This window comes from Streptomyces sp. NBC_01408 (assembly GCF_026340255.1).
Lineage (GTDB): Bacteria > Actinomycetota > Actinomycetes > Streptomycetales > Streptomycetaceae > Streptomyces.
This window is the reverse complement of sequence record NZ_JAPEPJ010000001.1, coordinates 1,512,002-1,529,699: the sequence shown is the minus strand read 5'-3', so window position 1 is coordinate 1,529,699 and position 17,698 is coordinate 1,512,002. Positions and strand designations below refer to the sequence as shown.

Sequence of the window (17,698 nt, the reverse complement as noted above, 5' to 3'; positions counted from 1 at the left end):
TTTCACGTGAAACGTCGCTCTCTGCTGCACGGAATCATCAGCCGCGGTCGTGCGGCTGCGTCCCCCCGTCACCGTAAGGAGACTGGGGGGACGGAGTTGTCCACATCGGTGGATTCATCCACAGGAGTACGGGCCCCGCTGGTTCGCGACCCCGGTGACATGGGAGGCTCTGTTCATCGCGAGCCTGATGTCGAGGAGAGTGACACCGTGCGGTCCGACGCCAACCTCGCGGGGCCGATGGCCGACCCGGTCCCCGGTCCCCGCTCTGAATCGGCAGGTGAGGATGTTTCACGTGAAACATTGCCGCCCGCCCTTGTAGACAACGACACCCCTATCGGCCGAGCCGCCCAGCTGGCCGTCGAGGCGATGGGACGGGCCGGCGCACGTCTGCCCAGGCCGGAGCAGACCCGCGTCATGGTGGTCGCCAACCAGAAGGGCGGCGTGGGCAAGACCACGACGACCGTGAATCTGGCGGCCTCGCTGGCCCTGCACGGCGCGCGCGTCCTCGTGGTCGACCTCGACCCGCAGGGCAACGCGTCCACAGCCCTGGGTATCGACCACCACGCGGATGTTCCGTCGATCTACGACGTCCTCGTCGACAGCCGGCCGCTGCTGGAGGTCGTCCAGCCGGTGGTGGACGTGGAGGGCCTCTTCTGTGCCCCGGCCACGATCGACCTGGCGGGCGCGGAGATCGAGCTGGTGTCCCTGGTGGCCCGCGAGAGCCGGCTCCAGCGGGCGATCCAGGCGTACGAGCAGCCGCTGGACTACATCCTGATCGACTGCCCGCCCTCGCTGGGCCTGCTGACGGTGAACGCGCTGGTGGCCGGCGCGGAGGTGCTCATTCCGATCCAGTGCGAGTACTACGCGCTGGAGGGGCTGGGGCAGCTGCTGCGCAACGTCGACCTGGTGCGGGCCCACCTGAACCCGACGCTGCACGTGTCGACGATCCTGCTGACGATGTACGACGGCAGGACCCGGCTGGCCTCGCAGGTGGCGGAGGAGGTGCGCAGCCACTTCGGCAAAGAGGTGCTGCGGACGAGCATCCCCAGGTCGGTGCGTATTTCTGAAGCGCCGAGCTATGGCCAGACGGTGCTCACCTACGACCCGGGTTCCAGCGGTTCCCTCTCCTATCTGGAGGCGGCGCGCGAGATCGCGTACCGCGGGGTCGGAATTCAGTACGACGCCCAGCAGGCCCATCTGGGCGCGGGCATGAACAGCACGCAGAGTGTGGCGGAGGGGATCCAGTGAGTGAGCGACGCAGAGGTCTGGGGCGGGGGCTCGGTGCACTGATCCCCGCGGCTCCGCAGGAGCAGACACCACCCGCGATGGGTGGCGGGTCGACGTCTCCGTCAGCGGTGCCGGTGCTGACTTCGGAGCGCGGGGTCGCGGCGGCGAAGCTCGCCGCGCTGGCGCAGGCCGATGTTTCACGTGAAACATCGCCCGGGGCCGGAACGGTGACCGTGCCGGAGCCGACGGCAGGGCCTGAGGCCCAGGGCGTGGCGGGGGCTACGTTCGCCGAGCTGCCGATGGACGTGATCACGCCGAACCCGCGGCAGCCGCGTGAGGTGTTCGACGAGGACGCGCTCGCGGAGCTGGTGACCTCCATCCAGGAGGTGGGTCTGCTCCAGCCGGTGGTCGTGCGGCAGGCGGCTCCCGGCCGCTATGAGCTGATCATGGGTGAGCGGCGCTGGCGCGCGTGCCGGGAGGCTGGGCTTGAGCGCATTCCGGCGATCATCCGGGCGACGGACGACGAGAAGCTGCTGCTGGACGCCTTGCTGGAGAACCTGCACCGGGCGCAGCTGAACCCGCTGGAGGAGGCCGCGGCCTACGATCAGCTGCTTCAGGACTTCAACTGCACGCACGACCAGTTGGCGGACCGGATCGGGCGCTCGCGGCCGCAGGTCTCGAACACGCTGCGTCTGCTGAAGCTGTCGCCCTCGGTGCAGCGTCGGGTGGCCGCGGGAGTGCTGTCGGCGGGGCATGCGCGTGCGCTGCTGTCCGTGGAGGACTCCGAGGAGCAGGACCGGCTGGCGCACCGCATCGTGGCCGAGGGGTTGTCGGTGCGTGCGGTCGAGGAGATCGTGACGCTGATGGCTTCGGAGCCTTCCAGCGCGGTCAAGCCGAAGGGGCCGCGGGCGGGCGCCCGGGTGGCTCCGGCGCTCAGTGAGCTGGCGACGCGCCTGTCGGACCGGTTCGAGACGCGGGTGAAGGTCGACCTGGGCCAGAAGAAGGGCAAGATCACCGTCGAGTTCGCTTCGATGGAGGATCTGGAGCGGATTCTGGGCACGCTGGCGCCGGGCGAGGGCCGGGTGCTGGAGCAGGGGCTCTCCGGGGAGTGATCCCGGACCGCTGAGGACTGAGGGGCGGATCGTGCCGGTGTGAACCGGAGCGGTCCGCCCCTGGTTTTGTCTGGGTTTCATCCGGTCTGCTGTCGTGGAGCTGCGCCGTCGAAGAAAGACGGGGCAGTGGATACGATGCGTTCATGGGTCGTCGGCTGGTACCGCTCACGCTGGACAACCTCCAGGACTTGCCCCGGCGTTGCCGGTCCTGTGTGTTCTGGGAGCTGGATCCCGTCAGCGGCGAAGCCGCCGTGAAGGCGGGTAACGCGGCCTTGGAGAAGGAAGCGTGGATCTCCGCCGTCCTGCTGGAGTGGGGATCGTGTGGCCGCGTGGTCTATGTGGACGAGGTTCCGGTGGGCTTCGTGCTGTACGCGCCGCCGGCCTACGTGCCGCGGGCCACGGCGTTCCCGACCAGTCCCGTTTCTCCGGATGCCGTTCAGCTGATCACGGCCTGGATCACACCGGGCTATCAGGGGCAGGGGCTGGGCCGGGTCATGGTCCAGACGGTGGCCAAGGATCTGCTGCGGCGGGGGTTCCGCGCGATCGAGGCCTTCGGGGATGCGCGGTGGGAGGGTCCGGCGTGTCTGCTGCCGGCGGACCACTTGCTGGCGGTGGGGTTCAAGACGGTGCGGCCGCACCCGCTGCATCCGCGGTTGAGGCTGGAGTTGCGGTCGACGCTCTCGTGGAAGGAAGACGTGGAGCTGGCCCTGGACCGGCTTCTGGGTGCCGCCCGGAAGGAGCCGGCGCTGCGACCGCTGTGAGCCGGACCAGCGAAACGGGGCCGCCCCCTGAGAGGGGGCGGCCCCGTTTCACGTGAGCTGCGTTGCGGGAAAAGTGCGGAGCGTCAGGCGGTCTTGGCCTCGACGAAGTCCGCGAGGTCGCGCAGGATGGCGGCCTTCGGCTTGGCTCCGACGATGGTCTTGACGACCTCGCCGCCCTGGTAGACGTTCAGCGTCGGGATGGACATGACGCCGTACTTGGCAGCGGTGGCAGGGTTCTCGTCGATGTTCAGCTTGACGATCTCGATCTCGTCGCCGTGCTCGGCGGCGATGGCCTCGAGGGAGGGCGCGATCTGGCGGCACGGTCCGCACCAGGCGGCCCAGAAGTCCACCAGTACGGGCTTGTCGCTCTTGAGGACCTCGGCGTCGAAGTCTGCGTCGGTCACGTTCTTGAGGGTGCCGGCCACAGCGGCCTCCTTCTTTTCCTGCGGGGTGTGGGGTGTGGGGTGGAGAAGTCAGACAGTCGCGTGGGCGGGCTGGGTGTCCGCGAGGGCGGCAAGGAAGCGCTCGGCGTCGAGAGCGGCCGAGCAGCCCGTGCCCGCGGCGGTGATCGCCTGACGGTACGTGTGGTCCACGACGTCGCCCGCGCCGAACACGCCGGAGAGGTTGGTCCGGGTGGACGGAGCGGCGACCTTCAGGTAGCCCTCGTCGTCGAGTTCCAGCTGGTCCTTGAACAGCTCGGTGCGCGGGTCGTGGCCGACGGCGATGAAGAGGCCGGTCACGGGCAGCGCGAAGGTCTCACTGGTCTTGGTGTTGCGCAGGGTGAGGCCGGAGAGCTTCTGCTCGCCGTGGATCTCGGCGACCTCGCTGTCCCAGGAGAACTTGATCTTGGGATCGGCGAACGCGCGGTCCTGCATGGCCTTGGAGGCGCGCAGGCTGTCGCGGCGGTGGACGATCGTGACCGACTTGGCGAACCGGGAGAGGAAGGTGGCTTCCTCGATCGCGGTGTCGCCGCCGCCGACGACGGCGATGTCCTGGTCCTTGAAGAAGAACCCGTCGCAAGTGGCGCACCAGGAGACACCGCGGCCGGACAGCGCGTCCTCGTTGGGCAGGCCGAGCTTGCGGTGCTGGGAGCCCGTGGTGATGATGACGGCCTTGGCGCGGTGCACGGTGCCGGCGGTGTCGGTGACGGTCTTGATCTCACCGGACAGGTCGACGGACACGATGTCGTCGGGGATCAGCTCGGCGCCGAAACGCTCGGCCTGGGCGCGCATGTTGTCCATGAGGTCCGGACCCATGATGCCGTCCCGGAAGCCGGGGAAGTTCTCGACCTCGGTGGTGTTCATCAGCGCGCCACCAGCAGTGACGGCGCCTTCGAAGACCAGAGGCTTGAGCGAAGCGCGTGCGGTGTACAGCGCGGCGGTGTAACCGGCCGGCCCGGAACCGATGATGATCACGTTTCGAACGTCGCTCACGGGTTTCTTCCTCGTCTCTGCGGACTGCGTGCTGGCTACCGGGGGGCCGGTGTGGACTCTCACCCCACCCAACGGATCCTAAGCCGCTCGCATTCCCCACCTGTCCGAGTGCGGACCGCAACGTGTCAGCTTCGGGGGTATGTGCCCTTCAGCATCAGCCTTCCGGGGGTGGCCGAGGCGCCGCCCTCACAGCTGGAGTCCACGAGGTAGGCGTCCACCCGGGCCGGGTCGCCGGGGTGCGGCAGGACGAGCAGATGCACGGCCGTGCCCTCGTAGCTGCCGCGTTCGGCGGCGAGCGGGGATTCGGCGCGGCCGGTGGCGTCCTGGACGCACGCCGGGACGGAGGACGCATTGCGGCCGCCGGGGGCCACGTCGGTGCCGGGCGCGGTGTTCTCCATGCCGTAGGTGTTGTTCTGCTCGCCAGGAACGGTCTTGAGGCCCTGCCCGGAGGCCAGGAGCTGCCGGACGCTGTTCTGGAGGCCCTGTGCGGTGTAGGAGCCGTCATCGGCGCGGGGCTGGGTGGCCGTGGCCGCGGTGTCGTTGCGGGCGGCGCCCTGGGGGGAGGGCGGACCGGTGAGGTTGCCGAACAGGAAGACGCCCAGGGCGCAGGCGGCGGCTCCGGCCAGTCCCGTGATCACGGCGATCCGGCGGCGGGCGCGCCGGCGCCCGGGGCCGCTTGGGCCGACCGGGTGACCGGAGGGCCGGCCTGCCTCGGGCCGGGGCGTGGTGCCGGGCGATGTTTCACGTGAAACATCGTGGTCGGTGGTGCCCGGCCGGAGGTCTGGTGCGGGTCGGCGCTGCTGGTGGGAGACCCGGGGTGTGGTGGCGTCGAGGAGCGCCTCGGCGGCGAGGGCCGCGTCGATGCGGCCCGCGACGTCGGCCGGCATCCGGGACGGTCCGGGCAGGGTGCCCAGGAGGGAGCGGATCTCCTCCAGGGAGGCGCGGACGTCGGCGCACAGGGTGCAGTCGCCGAGGTGGCGGCGGACTTCCGCGGTCCGGGACGGGGAGAGGAGTCCTTCGGCCAGGTCGGAGATCTCGGAGACATCCGGGTGCCGGATCGTGCCGGTCGTGCCGGGCACGCCAGTAGTGGGGGGAGTCACGGTCGTCCACCTCCGCCCTTCACAGCGTCTGGGTCTGGATGCCTGGGTTCTGCCGCTGGTGGGACGGCTGTGCCCGGCGTCCGGTTCCTTCCCCGCTCGGCGGCGGTGTTATCCCCGGCATTCGAGCGCAGATGAGTGAGCAGCGGGACGAGTTTCGCCCTGCCCCGCGCGCACCGGCTCTTCACGGTGCCGGTGGGGACGTCGAGCAGGCGGGCGGCCTCGGCTACGGGGTATCCCTGCATGTCGACGAGGACGAGCGCGGCCCGCTGTTCCGGCGGGAGGGTGCTCAGGGCGGCCAGGAGCTGGCGGTGGAGGTCCTGGCGCTCCGCAGGGGCCTCCGCGGACTCGTGGGGCTCCAGGAGGCGCTCCAGGCGGTCCGTGTCATCGAGGGGCGCGGTCCTGCGGGAGGCGGCCTTGCGGGCGCGGTCGAGGCAGGCGTTGACGGTGATCCGGTGCAGCCAGGTGGTGACGGCGGATTCGCCGCGGAAGGTGTGGGCGGCCCGGTAGGCCGAGACGAGGGCGTCCTGGACGGCGTCGGCGGCCTCCTCGCGGTCGCCGAGGGTGCGCAGGGCCACGGCCCACAGCCGGTCCCGGTGGCGGCGGACGAGTTCACCGAAAGCTTCCGGGTCTCCGGAGGCATGTCTGGCCAGCAGTTCTGCGTCGCTGTCGCCGGTCGCTGCGTCGTGCATCACACCTAGCCTCCCGCAGGGAGATTACGGCTTGGGCGGGGGAAACACGAGGGTCCGCCGGGCCGGTGGCGCAGCGGACCCTGTGGGGCCGGAAGCCTCAGGAACTGTGACCGAGGACCTTGATGTTGTTGATGCCGCCTCGGTAGTGCCCCTCGTCGTCCTGGGGCAGTTCGGTGATGTGGACGAGCACGTACCGGGTGCGGACCGGGGCTTCCAGAGTGGTCTGCAGCTTCTTCTGCGTGGTCTCCAGCTTGGTGAGCCGCTGGGAGAAATTGTCGAGCGAGTCCGGGGCGGAGGCGTCCGGGGCCGCGGCGCGGACCTGGAGCTTCTGTCCGGCGGCGTACAGGTCCAGCTCGATTCCGGTCACGTTCTGGACGCTGCCGAGATCGACGATGATGCCGCTCCCGTCCCTGCGCCCGGGGAGGTTTCCGAACTTCGGATACCCCTTGTACTGGGGCGTGACCCAGCCTGTGTCGGTGCTGCCGTCGATGGTCTTGTCCGCGTCCTCGGGCTTGACCTGGTCTCCGCCTATGGCGAGGACCGTGGCCTGGGACAGGGGCAGAGCCTTGCTCGGCTCCTTCTTGTCGGGCGCGTCGTCGGCAGGGGGCTGGGAGGGGCCGGTGTCGCTGTTGCTGCCCTGGTTCAAGCGTTCCAGGAGGGTGTCGGCGAGCTGCCAGCTGCCGAGGCCCAGGGCGGCGATCAGCAGGGCGGCGACGCCCCACTTGAGGACCCTGCCGGTGCGGCTCTGCAGCGGGGCCGGCGGGACGACCGGGACGTTCTGGACGGTCTTCGCGCCGGGGCCCGCGGGACGGCCGTAGCTGCCCTGCTGGTACGTGGTCTGCTGGTACTCGGGAGGGGCGGTGAACGCGGGCTCCGGCGGCCGGATGCGGGGCATCGCGGCGACGGCCTTGGCCAGTTCCTCCGGGGTGGTGCAGGCGGGTTCCTGGCGGGAGGCGGTGGCTCCGTCGTTGGCGAGGGCGCGCATGGCGAGTTCGCCGAGCCCCCGGTGCACACCGGCGCGGACCTGGTCGGGAGCGATGAGGCCCACGCCCTTGGGCAGGCCGGTCAGGCCGTAGGCGTCGCTCTCGTACGGCCAGCGCTGGGTGAGGGCGGCGTAGAGGAGTGCGCCGATGGCCTCGGTGTCGGCGCGCTGCGGGGTCTCGCTGGTGATGCCGCGCAGGGCGGCGTTCACGGCGAGGCCGCGGATGCGGTACTGGCCCGTGGAGGTGCGCAGTATCGCGCTGGGCGTCAGGCGCAGGTGGGCGAGGCCTTCGCGGTGCGCGGCGGCCATGGCTTGGGAGATCTGGCTGACGAGCTGGTAGGCCTCGTGGGCTTCCAGCGGGCCCGCCGCGAGGAGCGCGGTGAGTTCGGTGGCGTCGGGCAGCCATTCGTGGACGACGTAGACGAGGTCGTTCTCCTCCACGGCGTCGAGGACCTGGACGAACCGGGGGTCGCCGAGCAGGGCGGAGGAGCGGGCGGCGGCCAGGACGGAGCGGGCCCGCGCGTGGTCGGCGGGGAGCAGGTGGACGCCGACGGCCCGGCGCAGCTTCTCGTCCATCGCACGCCAGCTGCTGAATCCGTCCACACGGGTGACGCACTCTTCGAGCCGGTAGCGTCTGGCGAGCTTGTGGCCGCTGTGGAGTTCGGGTGCGGCCGCGGGGGCCGCCGTCGTGCGTTCGCCGTCCTTTTCGGGCATGGGTCCGTCCGCGGCTTGTCCGTTCTGGGTGTCCACCCCGTCGGCCGTGGCCTTGGCCGCCTGTGCGGCCAGCGGCTCGTCGCCGCTGTTATCGGCCACGTCGACGGCAGCCGTGCTACGTTCCGCCACCGTCGTCCCTGCCTCCCCATCCGTTACGCGCTGTCGGCCAGTCTGCGAATCCAAGCCAATTGTGCCCACAGTCCGGCGCTGTGCACGACACATGAAGGGGCTCCGGGCAGTTGCCGGTCGTGCGCATCAGCGCCCCAGACGTCCGCGGACCATACCGACCATCGCGTTGAGCTCTTCGATCCGCATCCGCTTGGCGGCGATGAGGAAGACGGCGGCCAGGGCGATGCCGCCGGCCACGAGTGCGGTGGCGGAGCCGAGGACGCCGCTGCCCAGCCACTGCGTGACCGCGTAGGCGGCGGCGCCGGCCACGGCCGCGGCGGGGACGCAGGCGCCGGTGAGGCGGGCGTAGGTGCGCATCACGTGGGCGCCGTCGAGGTCGCCGCCCAGACGGGTCTTGAGGCGGCGCCAGGCCACGCCGACGCCGACGGCGTAGCCGAGGCCGTAGGCGGCGGCCATGCCGACGACGGCCCAGCGGGCCGGCAGCACGAAGAAGGAGGCTGCGGAGACCGCGGCGTTGACGGCGGCCACGATGACCGTGTTGTAGAAGGGCGTCCGGGTGTCCTCGTAGGCGTAGAAGCCGCGCAGGACGACGTACTGGACGGAGTACGGGATCAGCCCGAGGCCGAAGGCCATCAGGATGTAGCCGATGTTCTGGGCGCCCGACCCGGAGCCGGCGTAGAGCAGCGTGGCCATGGGGACGCCGAGCGCGAGGAACGCGAAGGAGCAGGGCACGATCGCGACGGCCGACGTCCGCAGCCCGTAGGAGATGTCGTCGCGGACGGCGGCGGCGTCCCCGTCGTGGGCGGAGCGCGAAATGCGGGGCAGGACGGCCGTCATGACGGACACGGTGATGATGGCCTGGGGCATCTGCCACAGCAGCAGCGCGTAGTTGTAGGCGGTGATGCCGGTGCCGGGGTGGCCCTGCTTCTCGGCGACCGACCCGGCCCAGGTGGCGAGCTGGGTGACGACCACGAGGCCGATCTGGTTGGCGAGGACGAAGAAGAACGTCCACTTGGCCAGGCGGGCGGCCTTGCCCAGGCCGTGGCCCTTCCAGTCGAAGCGCAGGCGCGGCTTGAAGCCCGCGTCACGCAGGTACGGCAGCATCGCGAGGGCCTGGACGGTGAGACCGAGCAGGGTGCCCAGGCCCAGCAGGCGCACGCCGTCGGCGGTGACGGTGGTGGCGTTGACGCCGGAGGTGGTGAAGCCGCCGAAGGCCCAGATGAAGGCGCCGAAGGTGGCGATGACGACGATGTTGTTGAGGACCGGGGTCCACATCATCGCGCCGAAGCGGCCGCGGGCGTTGAGGATCTGACCGAGGACCACGTGGACGCCCATGAAGAACATGGTGGGCAGGCAGTAGCGGGCGAAGGCGACCGCGACGTCCATCTGCTGCGGGTCGGAGGCGATCTTCGGCGACATCATCGTGATGAAAACGGGTGCGGCGAGGACGCAGATGGTGGTGATCGCGGCCAGCAGGACCACGACGAGGGTCAGCAGCCGGTTGGCGTACGCCTCTCCGCCGTCGCTGTCGCTCTTCATGGCCCGGACCAGCTGCGGGATGAAGACGGCGTTGAGCGCGCCGCCGCCGACCAGCACGTAGATCATCGTCGGCAGGGTGTTGGCGATCTGGTACGTGTCGTTGAAGGTGCCCACGCCGATGGCACCGGCGATGACCAGGGTCCGCAGGAAGCCGGTGATGCGGGAGACGATCGTTCCGGCGGCCATGAGGGCGCTGGACTTGAGGAGGCTGGAAGCGCGTCCGACGGGCTTGCTCGGTGCCGGGGCGGCGACGGGGGCGTCCTCGGCGGGGGTTCGGGGCGCTGCCTGCTGGTCCCGGTAGAGGTGGGCGAAGGCGTCCGGCTGGGGTTCCTCCTCGGCCGCCTTGGTGACGAGGGAGTCCACGCCGACGAACTCGGTGGTCGTCGCGCGGTCCCCGTACGGGAGGTGGCGGGAGGGGCCGTCCGGCTCGGGCGGCGGGGTCTGGGCCCAGACCCGGGGGTCGGGCGAGTAGGAGGGCGCCGTCGGTGCCGCGTAGAGCGGGCCGGGCTCCTGGTAGGTGCCCGGCGGCGGCGGGGGGTGCGCGGCGCGGTCGTAGAGGACCTCGGCGACGGGGTCCTGGGCGGACAGGTCCTGCGACCGGTACGGGTCGTAGTCGTAGGCCTCCTGGACATACGGGTCACGCTCCGGCGCGGGCGCAGGCGCGGGAACCTGCCCGGGCACCGGGGCGCCCGGGGCAGTGCCCTGGGAGGGCGCGGGCCCGCCAGTGCCCTGCGCGCGGTCACCGTCGTACGGCGCGTTCATCGAAACCCCACCTCATCGTCCCCAGGCCGACCGGCCACGGCATCGCTCAACGGTCCACTGTCTCACCCGTGCCGGACCCGTCGGTGCTTTGCGGTCCGGTGTCCGGGGACTCGTCACTCTGCTGCGTACTCTCCTCGGCGGCCGCCCGAGCTGCGACGCGCTTGCGGCTTGCGTACATCTTGACGCCTGCCAGGACGAGGAGCAGCACACCGCCGGCGATCACGAGCATGACGGTGGGGGTGATCTCGGTGGCCTCGACGGTGAACTTGCGTTCCTTCCCGTAGGCGACGCCGTCCTTGGTGAAGAGCTGCGCGGTGACCTCGACGGGGCCGCTCGCGGTGGCGTTGGCGGTGAACTTGACCGTCTGGCTGTGCCCGCCCTGGACGGTGACCTCCTGCTCGGACTCGCCGCTCTTGCCGAACATCAGGCGGGTGGGGTTGGCGGACTTCACCCGCAGCACGAGGTCGTGGACGTCCTGGACGAGGCTGTTCTGGACACTGACCGGGATGGTGGCGCTGTGTCCCGACAGGGTGGCGTCGGACTTGGGGATGACCTTGACCTTCTCGGTCAGGCTGATCAGGTAGTCCTGCACCTGGTCCCGGTAGAGCCGGGACTCGTCGGCACGGCCGCGCCAGGAGGTGGACATCTCCCGGTTGGTGGTGTTGCCGAAGGGGATCTCGACGCGGTCGGGGGCGGCGAGGATGACCTTGAAGTGGTCGAGGGTGTTCTGGGTGGTGCGGATCTTCTCGAAGGCCGACACCGGAAGCTCGTGCTTGCGCAGGGCCTCGGGATACTGCCCGGCGCCCGGGACCTGGGTTGCGGCGCCGGGGTCGGGCTTGGCCGCGGCGGCGGCTTCGAGGTCGCCGGGCTGGGTCCAGCGGCCCGCCTGCAGGGTTCGTATGGCGGCGGCCATCGTGTGGGCCTGGCTGACGGACGGCATCCGCTGCGGGGCGACGACGAAGCTGCGCTGCTCGTTGGTCTTCTGCAGGTTCAGCGCCAGGCTGTGCGCGAGGAACCGCTGCACGGCGAGGACCGAGTTCCCGGCGTTGAGCATGTCGCCGTCGAAGGCGGTGGAGAGTTCGGCGTCCGCGACGACGGCGGTGGTGCCCGCGCCGATCGGCCGGGCGGCCGACGGGGTGTAGCCGAGCGACCCGGTCTCCGTGAGGCTGTCGCTGCGGGTGAGCACGTTGTGGGCGCCGGCCGAGGTGGCGACGTTGACGATCGACGGATCGATGGCGCCGTCCACGGGCCAGGAGAAGTCGGTGGACGCGGGGACGTGCAGGACCGTCTCCACGGCCTGCTTCGCCTTGTCGGTGGCGGGCCGCAGCTGCCCCAGGGTGCCCGAGACGTCCTTGCCGTGGTGGGCGAGGGAGGCGAGGTCGGGGTCGGCGAAGGGCAGCGCGACGACCTTCTTGCCCTGGACCGCGCCTTCGAGGGAGCTCAGCCACTGCTCGGCGACGGCCTTGTTCTTGCCCTGGACGGTCTTCCCGTCGGGGCTCCGGACCCGGTAGCCCTTCGTCATGGCGTCGACGGTGTAGAGCAGGTCGGGGTCGATGACCCAGGTGATCGGCAGTTCCTTGCCGAGCGTGACCATCTGGCCCAGCCGGCCCTCCGGCTTGAGCTCCTCGGCGAGCGAGTCGTCGAGGAAGACCGGGGTCTGGAGCTCGTCGGAGCCGGTCTCCGCGGTCACCCGGGTGCGGGAGATCAGCGGCCACACGTAGGTCAGCTGGGACTTCTTGGCCGCGGCGTCCGGCTGCCAGGGCAGGAAGGTCCGCTTGATTCCGAGGACCTGCTCGGACGGGCGGCTGTCCGTCGCCCCGGACAAGGAGACGCCGAGCTGGTAGACACCGTCCTTGTCCAGCTCCAGCTTGTTCACGGGGACGGTGAGGGTGAAGTCCTGGCTCACCTTCGACGGCAGCGAGGCGATCTTCACGGCGTAGGCCGAATCGATCTCGCCGGGGTCGGCGCCGGCGCGGAAACCGTTGCGCTCCGCCGCCTCGTCGATCGAGGCCCGGTCGCCCAGCGCGGGCCCGACCCGCAGGCCCACGTGGGCGTCGGTGATCGTCTCCCGGCCGTTGTTGACCACCGTGCCGGAGATGGTGAGTGTGTCGCCCTTCACAGGCGCGGTGGGGGCCATGGAGTCCAGCTGGACGTCGACGGAGGCCGCCTCGGCGGCCTGGGCCCTCGGGGCCGGCGAGTAGACCAGCGCGGCGAGCACTGGCGTCCCGGCGAGCAGGACGACCGCCCGCCGCAGCCATCGGCGTCGGACAGGGACGAGCGCCGCCCCCTGGTTCTCTGCCGCCTCGGCCACGCGCTAGCCCGTCCCTCGAAGTGTCGGTGGTCTCCGTCTGTGCGTCCACGCATGGTAACGAGAGCCGCCGGGCGTGAGTGCCGCGCCTTGCCCCACATGATCGGCTCGGGACCGGGACCGGGGTGTGCCGGGGGCGCCGGAAACGGGGGAGCCCGCGGCGGGCCGGGCACGTACCCTTTTCTGTTGTGCCGAACGCCAAGGAAGACAACCCCAGTGCCCTGAGTCAGGTGCAGCGCCGCGCAGTGAGTGAACTGCTGCGGGTCGCGCCTGTCGCCGACGAGCTCGGCCGCCGATTCCAGGAGGCGGGCTTCCGCCTCGCCCTGGTCGGCGGGTCCGTCCGCGACGCGCTGCTGGGGCGTCTCGGCAACGACCTCGACTTCACCACCGATGCGCGTCCCGAGGACGTCCTGAAGATCATCCGGCCGTGGGCCGACTCGGTGTGGGACGTGGGAATCGCCTTCGGCACCGTCGGCGCGCAGAAGAGCGCCCGCGTCGAGGGCGCCGACCGGAGCTTCCAGATCGAGGTGACCACGTACCGCTCGGAAGCGTACGACCGCACCTCGCGCAAGCCCGAGGTCTCCTACGGCGACTCGATCGAGGACGACCTGGTCCGCCGTGACTTCACGGTGAACGCCATGGCGCTGGCCCTGCCGGAGCAGGAGTTCATCGATCCGCACGGCGGCCTGGAGGACCTGGCCGGGGGTGTGCTGCGCACCCCGGGCACCCCGGAGGACTCGTTCTCCGACGATCCGCTGCGCATGCTGCGGGCGGCGCGGTTCGCGTCGCAGCTGGACTTCGAGGTCTCCCCCGAGGTCGTGGCGGCCATGAAGGGGATGTCCGAACGGATCGAGATCGTTTCGGCGGAGCGGGTGCAGGGGGAGCTGAACAAGCTGATCCTCTCCCCCAACCCGCGCAAGGGCCTCGGCCTGCTCGTGGACACCGGGCTGGCCGACCGGGTGCTGCCCGAGCTGCCAGCCCTGCGGCTGGAGAGTGACGAACACCACCGGCACAAGGACGTGTACGACCACTCGCTGATCGTTCTGGAGCAGGCGATCGCGCTGGAGGAGGACGGGCCGGACCTGGTGCTGCGGCTCGCCGCCCTGCTGCACGACATCGGCAAGCCCCGTACCCGTCGGTTCGAGAGCGACGGCCGGGTCTCCTTCCACCACCACGAGGTGGTGGGCGCGAAGATGACCAAGAAGCGCATGACCGCGCTGAAGTACTCCAACGACATGGTCAAGGACGTGTCCCGGCTCGTGGAGCTGCACCTGCGCTTCCACGGCTACGGCGACGGGGAGTGGACCGACTCGGCCGTACGCCGCTACGTCCGCGACGCCGGTCCGCTGCTGGAGCGCCTGCACAAGCTGACCCGTTCCGACTGCACCACGCGCAACAAGCGCAAGGCCAATGCCCTCTCCAGGACCTATGACGGCCTGGAGGAGCGCATCGGGCAGCTTCAGGAGCAGGAGGAGCTGGACGCGATCCGGCCGGACCTGGACGGAAACGAGATCATGCAGGTCCTGGACGTCGGCCCCGGCCCGGTGATCGGCAAGGCGTACGCCTTCCTGATGGAGCTGCGGCTGGAGAACGGGCCGATGGAACACGATGCGGCGGTCGCCGCCCTCAAGGAGTGGTGGGCGGCTCAGGCCTGACACGCGGCGGTCGGCAGCGATGTTTCACGTGAAACATCGCTGCCGACGCACCGGGCACGGTCGATGTTTCACGTGAAACGTCGCCCGTGCCGGCTCAGCAGCGCCGCGGTCGCGGCGTAGAGAGTGGCCACGCACAGGATGAGCGTCACGGACTGCCCGTCGGCGGGGAGCATGAGGGAGGCCACTGCGGCGGCGCCGACGAAGGCGACGTTGAAGAGGACGTCGTAGACCGAGAAGACCCGGCCGCGGAACTCGTCGTCCACGCGGGACTGCACGACCGTGTCGGTGGAGATCTTGGCGCCCTGGGTGGCCAGGCCGAGGACGAACGCGGCGACCAGCATCGGGCCGGGGGCGAAGAACAGCCCGAGCGCCGGGACCAGGACAGCGGCGCCTGCGGCGCAGACGGTGATGGTTCCGAGGGTTCCCAGCCGGCCCACCAGCCAGGGCGTGATGACGGCGGCCGCGAAGAATCCGGCCCCCGAGATGCCGACCGCGAGACCCAGCAGGGCCAGCCCGTCGGCCTCGTTGTCCGACCAGGAGTAGCGGCAGAGCATGAGCAGCATGACGAACAGGGCCCCGTAGCAGAACCTCATCATCGTCATGGCGGTGAGCGCCCGTGCGGCCTCGCGCCGCTCCGCCAGATGCCGCAGGCCCGCGACCATGCCCCGGACCGTGAGCGCGATGCCCTCGGCGACCGAGGGGTGGGCCCGGCCCGCGGGGTGGTCCGGCCCGAGGAGGCCGATGGCCAGGCGCAGGGATGCGAGAGCCGCGCACAGGTAGAGCCCGGCCCCCAGCAGGACGACAACGGCGTTGGAGTCGGAGGCCAGCAGCCGGACGAGGAAGGCCAGTCCCCCGCCGGCGACCGCCGCGAGCGTTCCGGCGGTAGGGGACAGCGCGTTCGCGGTGACCAGCTGGCCGGGGCTGACCACGTGGGGCAGGGAGGCGGCGAGTCCGGCGAGGACGAAGCGGTTGACGGCGGTCACCGACAGTGCCGAGGCGTAGAACAGCCAGTCCGGGACGTGCGAGACGATCAGCATGCCGGTGACACAGGCGAGGAGGGCGCGCAGCAGGTTGCCGTAGAGGAAGACCTGGCGGCGGCGCCAGCGGTCGAGCAGCACCCCGGCGAAGGGGCCGAGCGCCGAGTAGGGCAGCAGCAGTACCGCCATGGCCGAGGCGATGGCCGCGGGCGAGGTCTGTTTCTCCGGGGAGAACACGACGTAGGTGGCGAGCGCGACCTGGTAGACACCGTCCGCGGCCTGGGAGAGCAGCCGTACGGCGAGCAGGTTGCGGAAGTCCCTGAGGCGCAGGAGTACGCGCAGATCACGTACGACAGGCATGAGGGCAAGGGTCACATACGCGGAGGGTCCCCGGGTATATTGCCCGGGGACCCTCCGCGGAAGAACAGCCGAAGTCCAGGTGTCGGTAAGACCCTTGGGGGTTCGACTAGCGCTCGACCTCACCCTTGATGAACTTCTCGACGTTGGCGTAGGCCTCGTCGTCGAAGTACTGCACCGGCGGGGACTTCATGAAGTAGCTGGACGCCGACAGGATCGGGCCGCCGATACCGCGGTCCTTGGCGATCTTCGCGGCGCGCAGGGCATCGATGATGACACCGGCGGAGTTCGGGGAGTCCCACACCTCGAGCTTGTACTCGAGGTTCAGCGGGACGTCGCCGAAGGCACGGCCTTCGAGGCGGACGTAAGCCCACTTGCGGTCGTCGAGCCACGCGACGTAGTCGGACGGGCCGATGTGGACGTTCTTCTCGCCGAGCTCCCGGTCGGGGATCTGCGAGGTGACGGCCTGCGTCTTGGAGATCTTCTTCGACTCGAGGCGGTCACGCTCGAGCATGTTCTTGAAGTCCATGTTGCCGCCGACGTTGAGCTGCATGGTGCGCTCAAGACGGACACCGCGGTCTTCGAACAGCTTCGCCATCACACGGTGCGTGATGGTGGCGCCGACCTGCGACTTGATGTCGTCGCCGACGATCGGGACACCGGCCTCGGTGAACTTGTCCGCCCACTCCTTGGTGCCGGCGATGAAGACCGGGAGGGCGTTGACGAAGGCGACCTTGGCGTCGATGGCGCACTGGGCGTAGAACTTCGCCGCGGCCTCGGAGCCGACGGGGAGGTAGCAGATCAGGACGTCGACCTGGCGGTCCTTGAGGATCTGGACCACGTCGACCGGAGCCTCGGCGGACTCCTCGATCGTCATGCGGTAGTACTTGCCCAGACCGTCCAGGGTGTGGCCGCGCTGGACGGTCACACCGGCGTTCGGGACGTCGCAGATCTTGATGGTGTTGTTCTCGCTGGCGCCGATGGCGTCCGAGAGGTCGAGGCCGACCTTCTTCGCGTCGACGTCGAACGCGGCGACGAACTCGATGTCACGCACGTGGTAGTCGCCGAACTGGACGTGCATCAGACCGGGGACCTTGGCCGCCGGGTCGGCGTCCTTGTAGTACTCGACGCCCTGCACCAGCGAGGCGGCGCAGTTGCCCACGCCGACGATGGCTACGCGAACCGAACCCATTCCGGTTGCTCCCTGTTTGTTCTCGGACGAGGCATGCGAGATGCAGGCCTCATTTTGCAGTTTCGTCGGGCGGACCGGGTCGTCTCCGATCCCGTCCCGCCCGCTCGCTCTCGATGAGCTCGTTCAGCCAGCGCACTTCGCGCTCCACGGACTCCATGCCGTGCCGCTGCAGCTCAAGCGTGTAGTCGTCGAGCCGCTCCCGCGTACGGGCGAGTGAGGCGCGCATCTTCTCCAGGCGCTCCTCGAGCCGGCTACGGCGGCCCTCCAGTACCCGCATACGCACGTCTCTTTCGGTCTGGCCGAAGAAGGCGAAGCGGGCGGCGAAGGACTCGTCCTCCCAGGTATCGGGGCCGGTGTGGGAGAGCAGCTCCTCGAAGTGCTCCTTACCCGCCGCCGTCAACCGGTAGACGATCTTTGCGCGGCGCCCTGCGAGTGAAGCGGCGAGGGCGTCTTCCGGAGCGTTGCCCGGTTCCTCGATCAACCAGCCGTTGGCGACCAGCGTCTTGAGGCAGGGGTAGAGCGTCCCGTAGCTGAAGGCCCTGAACACCCCCAGCGAGGTGTTGAGCCGCTTGCGCAGCTCATAGCCGTGCATGGGGGATTCGCGGAGCAGGCCGAGGACGGCGAATTCGAGGATGCCTGAGCGCCTGCTCATCCGCCTGCCTCTCCTCCGCCCTGAGTCTTTATACCGAGCTGATGTATCGACTCGATACATCCAGACGATAGAACGGGCTGCCGTCCACTACAAGGGGTGGGGTAGTGAC

The 17,698-nt window shown here is 70.0% G+C and carries 14 protein-coding genes; 4 read left to right on the top strand and 10 right to left on the bottom strand.

The window, feature by feature from the left end:
• Positions 1-159 precede the first annotated feature (159 nt).
• From OG447_RS07165 to OG447_RS07155, 3 genes are all read left to right on the top strand, one after another.
• Complete coding sequence (locus tag OG447_RS07165; RefSeq protein WP_323181732.1) at positions 160-1,248, top strand: ParA family protein; 1,089 nt, start codon at positions 160-162, stop codon at positions 1,246-1,248.
• On the top strand, positions 1,245-2,339 hold the full coding sequence (locus OG447_RS07160; RefSeq protein ID WP_266935606.1) for a ParB/RepB/Spo0J family partition protein: 1,095 nt from the start codon (positions 1,245-1,247) through the stop codon (positions 2,337-2,339). The genes OG447_RS07165 and OG447_RS07160 overlap by 4 nt, the downstream gene beginning before the upstream one ends.
• A 143-nt stretch (positions 2,340-2,482) precedes the next feature.
• Positions 2,483-3,100, top strand: a complete 618-nt coding sequence (locus OG447_RS07155; RefSeq protein WP_266935605.1) for a GNAT family N-acetyltransferase — start codon at positions 2,483-2,485, stop codon at positions 3,098-3,100.
• An 83-nt stretch (positions 3,101-3,183) separates the two neighbouring features.
• Here OG447_RS07155 and trxA read toward each other — a convergent pair whose 3' ends face one another.
• From trxA to OG447_RS07120, 7 genes are all read right to left on the bottom strand, one after another.
• The gene (gene trxA / locus OG447_RS07150; RefSeq protein WP_266935604.1) at positions 3,184-3,525 is read right to left on the bottom strand and encodes a thioredoxin; all 342 of its coding nucleotides are present in this window, start codon (positions 3,523-3,525) and stop codon (positions 3,184-3,186) included.
• Between the two features lie 48 nt (positions 3,526-3,573).
• Complete coding sequence (trxB, locus tag OG447_RS07145; RefSeq protein WP_266935603.1) at positions 3,574-4,533, bottom strand: thioredoxin-disulfide reductase; 960 nt, start codon at positions 4,531-4,533, stop codon at positions 3,574-3,576.
• A gap of 125 nt (positions 4,534-4,658) precedes the next feature.
• Positions 4,659-5,612: an anti-sigma factor gene (locus OG447_RS07140; RefSeq protein WP_266935602.1), complete on the bottom strand. Its 954-nt coding sequence runs from the start codon at positions 5,610-5,612 to the stop codon at positions 4,659-4,661.
• 17 nt (positions 5,613-5,629) lie between these two features.
• The gene (gene sigM / locus OG447_RS07135) at positions 5,630-6,322 is read right to left on the bottom strand and encodes an RNA polymerase sigma factor SigM (protein ID WP_266935601.1); all 693 of its coding nucleotides are present in this window, start codon (positions 6,320-6,322) and stop codon (positions 5,630-5,632) included.
• Positions 6,323-6,419: 97 nt separating this feature from the next.
• On the bottom strand, positions 6,420-8,147 hold the full coding sequence (locus OG447_RS07130) for a protein kinase family protein (RefSeq protein WP_266935600.1): 1,728 nt from the start codon (positions 8,145-8,147) through the stop codon (positions 6,420-6,422).
• Positions 8,148-8,273: 126 nt separating this feature from the next.
• Positions 8,274-10,448, bottom strand: a complete 2,175-nt coding sequence (murJ, locus tag OG447_RS07125; protein WP_266935599.1) for a murein biosynthesis integral membrane protein MurJ — start codon at positions 10,446-10,448, stop codon at positions 8,274-8,276.
• A 46-nt stretch (positions 10,449-10,494) separates the two neighbouring features.
• A complete protein-coding gene (locus OG447_RS07120; RefSeq protein ID WP_266935598.1) occupies positions 10,495-12,759 on the bottom strand; it encodes a DUF6049 family protein in 2,265 nt (754 codons plus the stop codon).
• Between the two features lie 185 nt (positions 12,760-12,944).
• On the opposite strand from OG447_RS07120, the gene OG447_RS07115 reads away from it, so the two are divergent.
• Entirely contained in the window at positions 12,945-14,411 is a 1,467-nt protein-coding gene (locus tag OG447_RS07115) for a CCA tRNA nucleotidyltransferase (protein ID WP_266935597.1), read from the top strand.
• Positions 14,412-14,479: 68 nt separating this feature from the next.
• On the opposite strand, the gene OG447_RS07110 is transcribed toward OG447_RS07115, so the two are convergent.
• The 3 genes from OG447_RS07110 to OG447_RS07100 form a co-directional block, all read right to left on the bottom strand.
• The gene (locus OG447_RS07110; RefSeq protein WP_266935596.1) at positions 14,480-15,748 is read right to left on the bottom strand and encodes an MFS transporter; all 1,269 of its coding nucleotides are present in this window, start codon (positions 15,746-15,748) and stop codon (positions 14,480-14,482) included.
• Between the two features lie 106 nt (positions 15,749-15,854).
• Positions 15,855-16,937, bottom strand: coding sequence for an inositol-3-phosphate synthase (locus tag OG447_RS07105; protein ID WP_215139796.1), 1,083 nt, complete (start codon positions 16,935-16,937; stop codon positions 15,855-15,857).
• Between the two features lie 49 nt (positions 16,938-16,986).
• Positions 16,987-17,589: a PadR family transcriptional regulator gene (locus OG447_RS07100; RefSeq protein ID WP_007265248.1), complete on the bottom strand. Its 603-nt coding sequence runs from the start codon at positions 17,587-17,589 to the stop codon at positions 16,987-16,989.
• Positions 17,590-17,698: the final 109 nt, after the last annotated feature.

Excerpts from the sequence above, each read along its gene's own strand:
- OG447_RS07165 (WP_323181732.1), top strand. The coding sequence starts at position 160 with ATGGGAGGCTCTGTTCATCGCGAGCCTGATGTCGAGGAGAGTGACACC.
- OG447_RS07155 (WP_266935605.1), top strand. The coding sequence starts at position 2,483 with ATGGGTCGTCGGCTGGTACCGCTCACGCTGGACAACCTCCAGGACTTG.
- sigM (WP_266935601.1), bottom strand. The coding sequence starts at position 6,322 with ATGCACGACGCAGCGACCGGCGACAGCGACGCAGAACTGCTGGCCAGA.
- murJ (WP_266935599.1), bottom strand. The coding sequence starts at position 10,448 with ATGAACGCGCCGTACGACGGTGACCGCGCGCAGGGCACTGGCGGGCCC.
- OG447_RS07110 (WP_266935596.1), bottom strand. The coding sequence starts at position 15,748 with ATGCCTGTCGTACGTGATCTGCGCGTACTCCTGCGCCTCAGGGACTTC.
- OG447_RS07105 (WP_215139796.1), bottom strand. The coding sequence starts at position 16,937 with ATGGGTTCGGTTCGCGTAGCCATCGTCGGCGTGGGCAACTGCGCCGCC.
- OG447_RS07100 (WP_007265248.1), bottom strand. The coding sequence starts at position 17,589 with ATGAGCAGGCGCTCAGGCATCCTCGAATTCGCCGTCCTCGGCCTGCTC.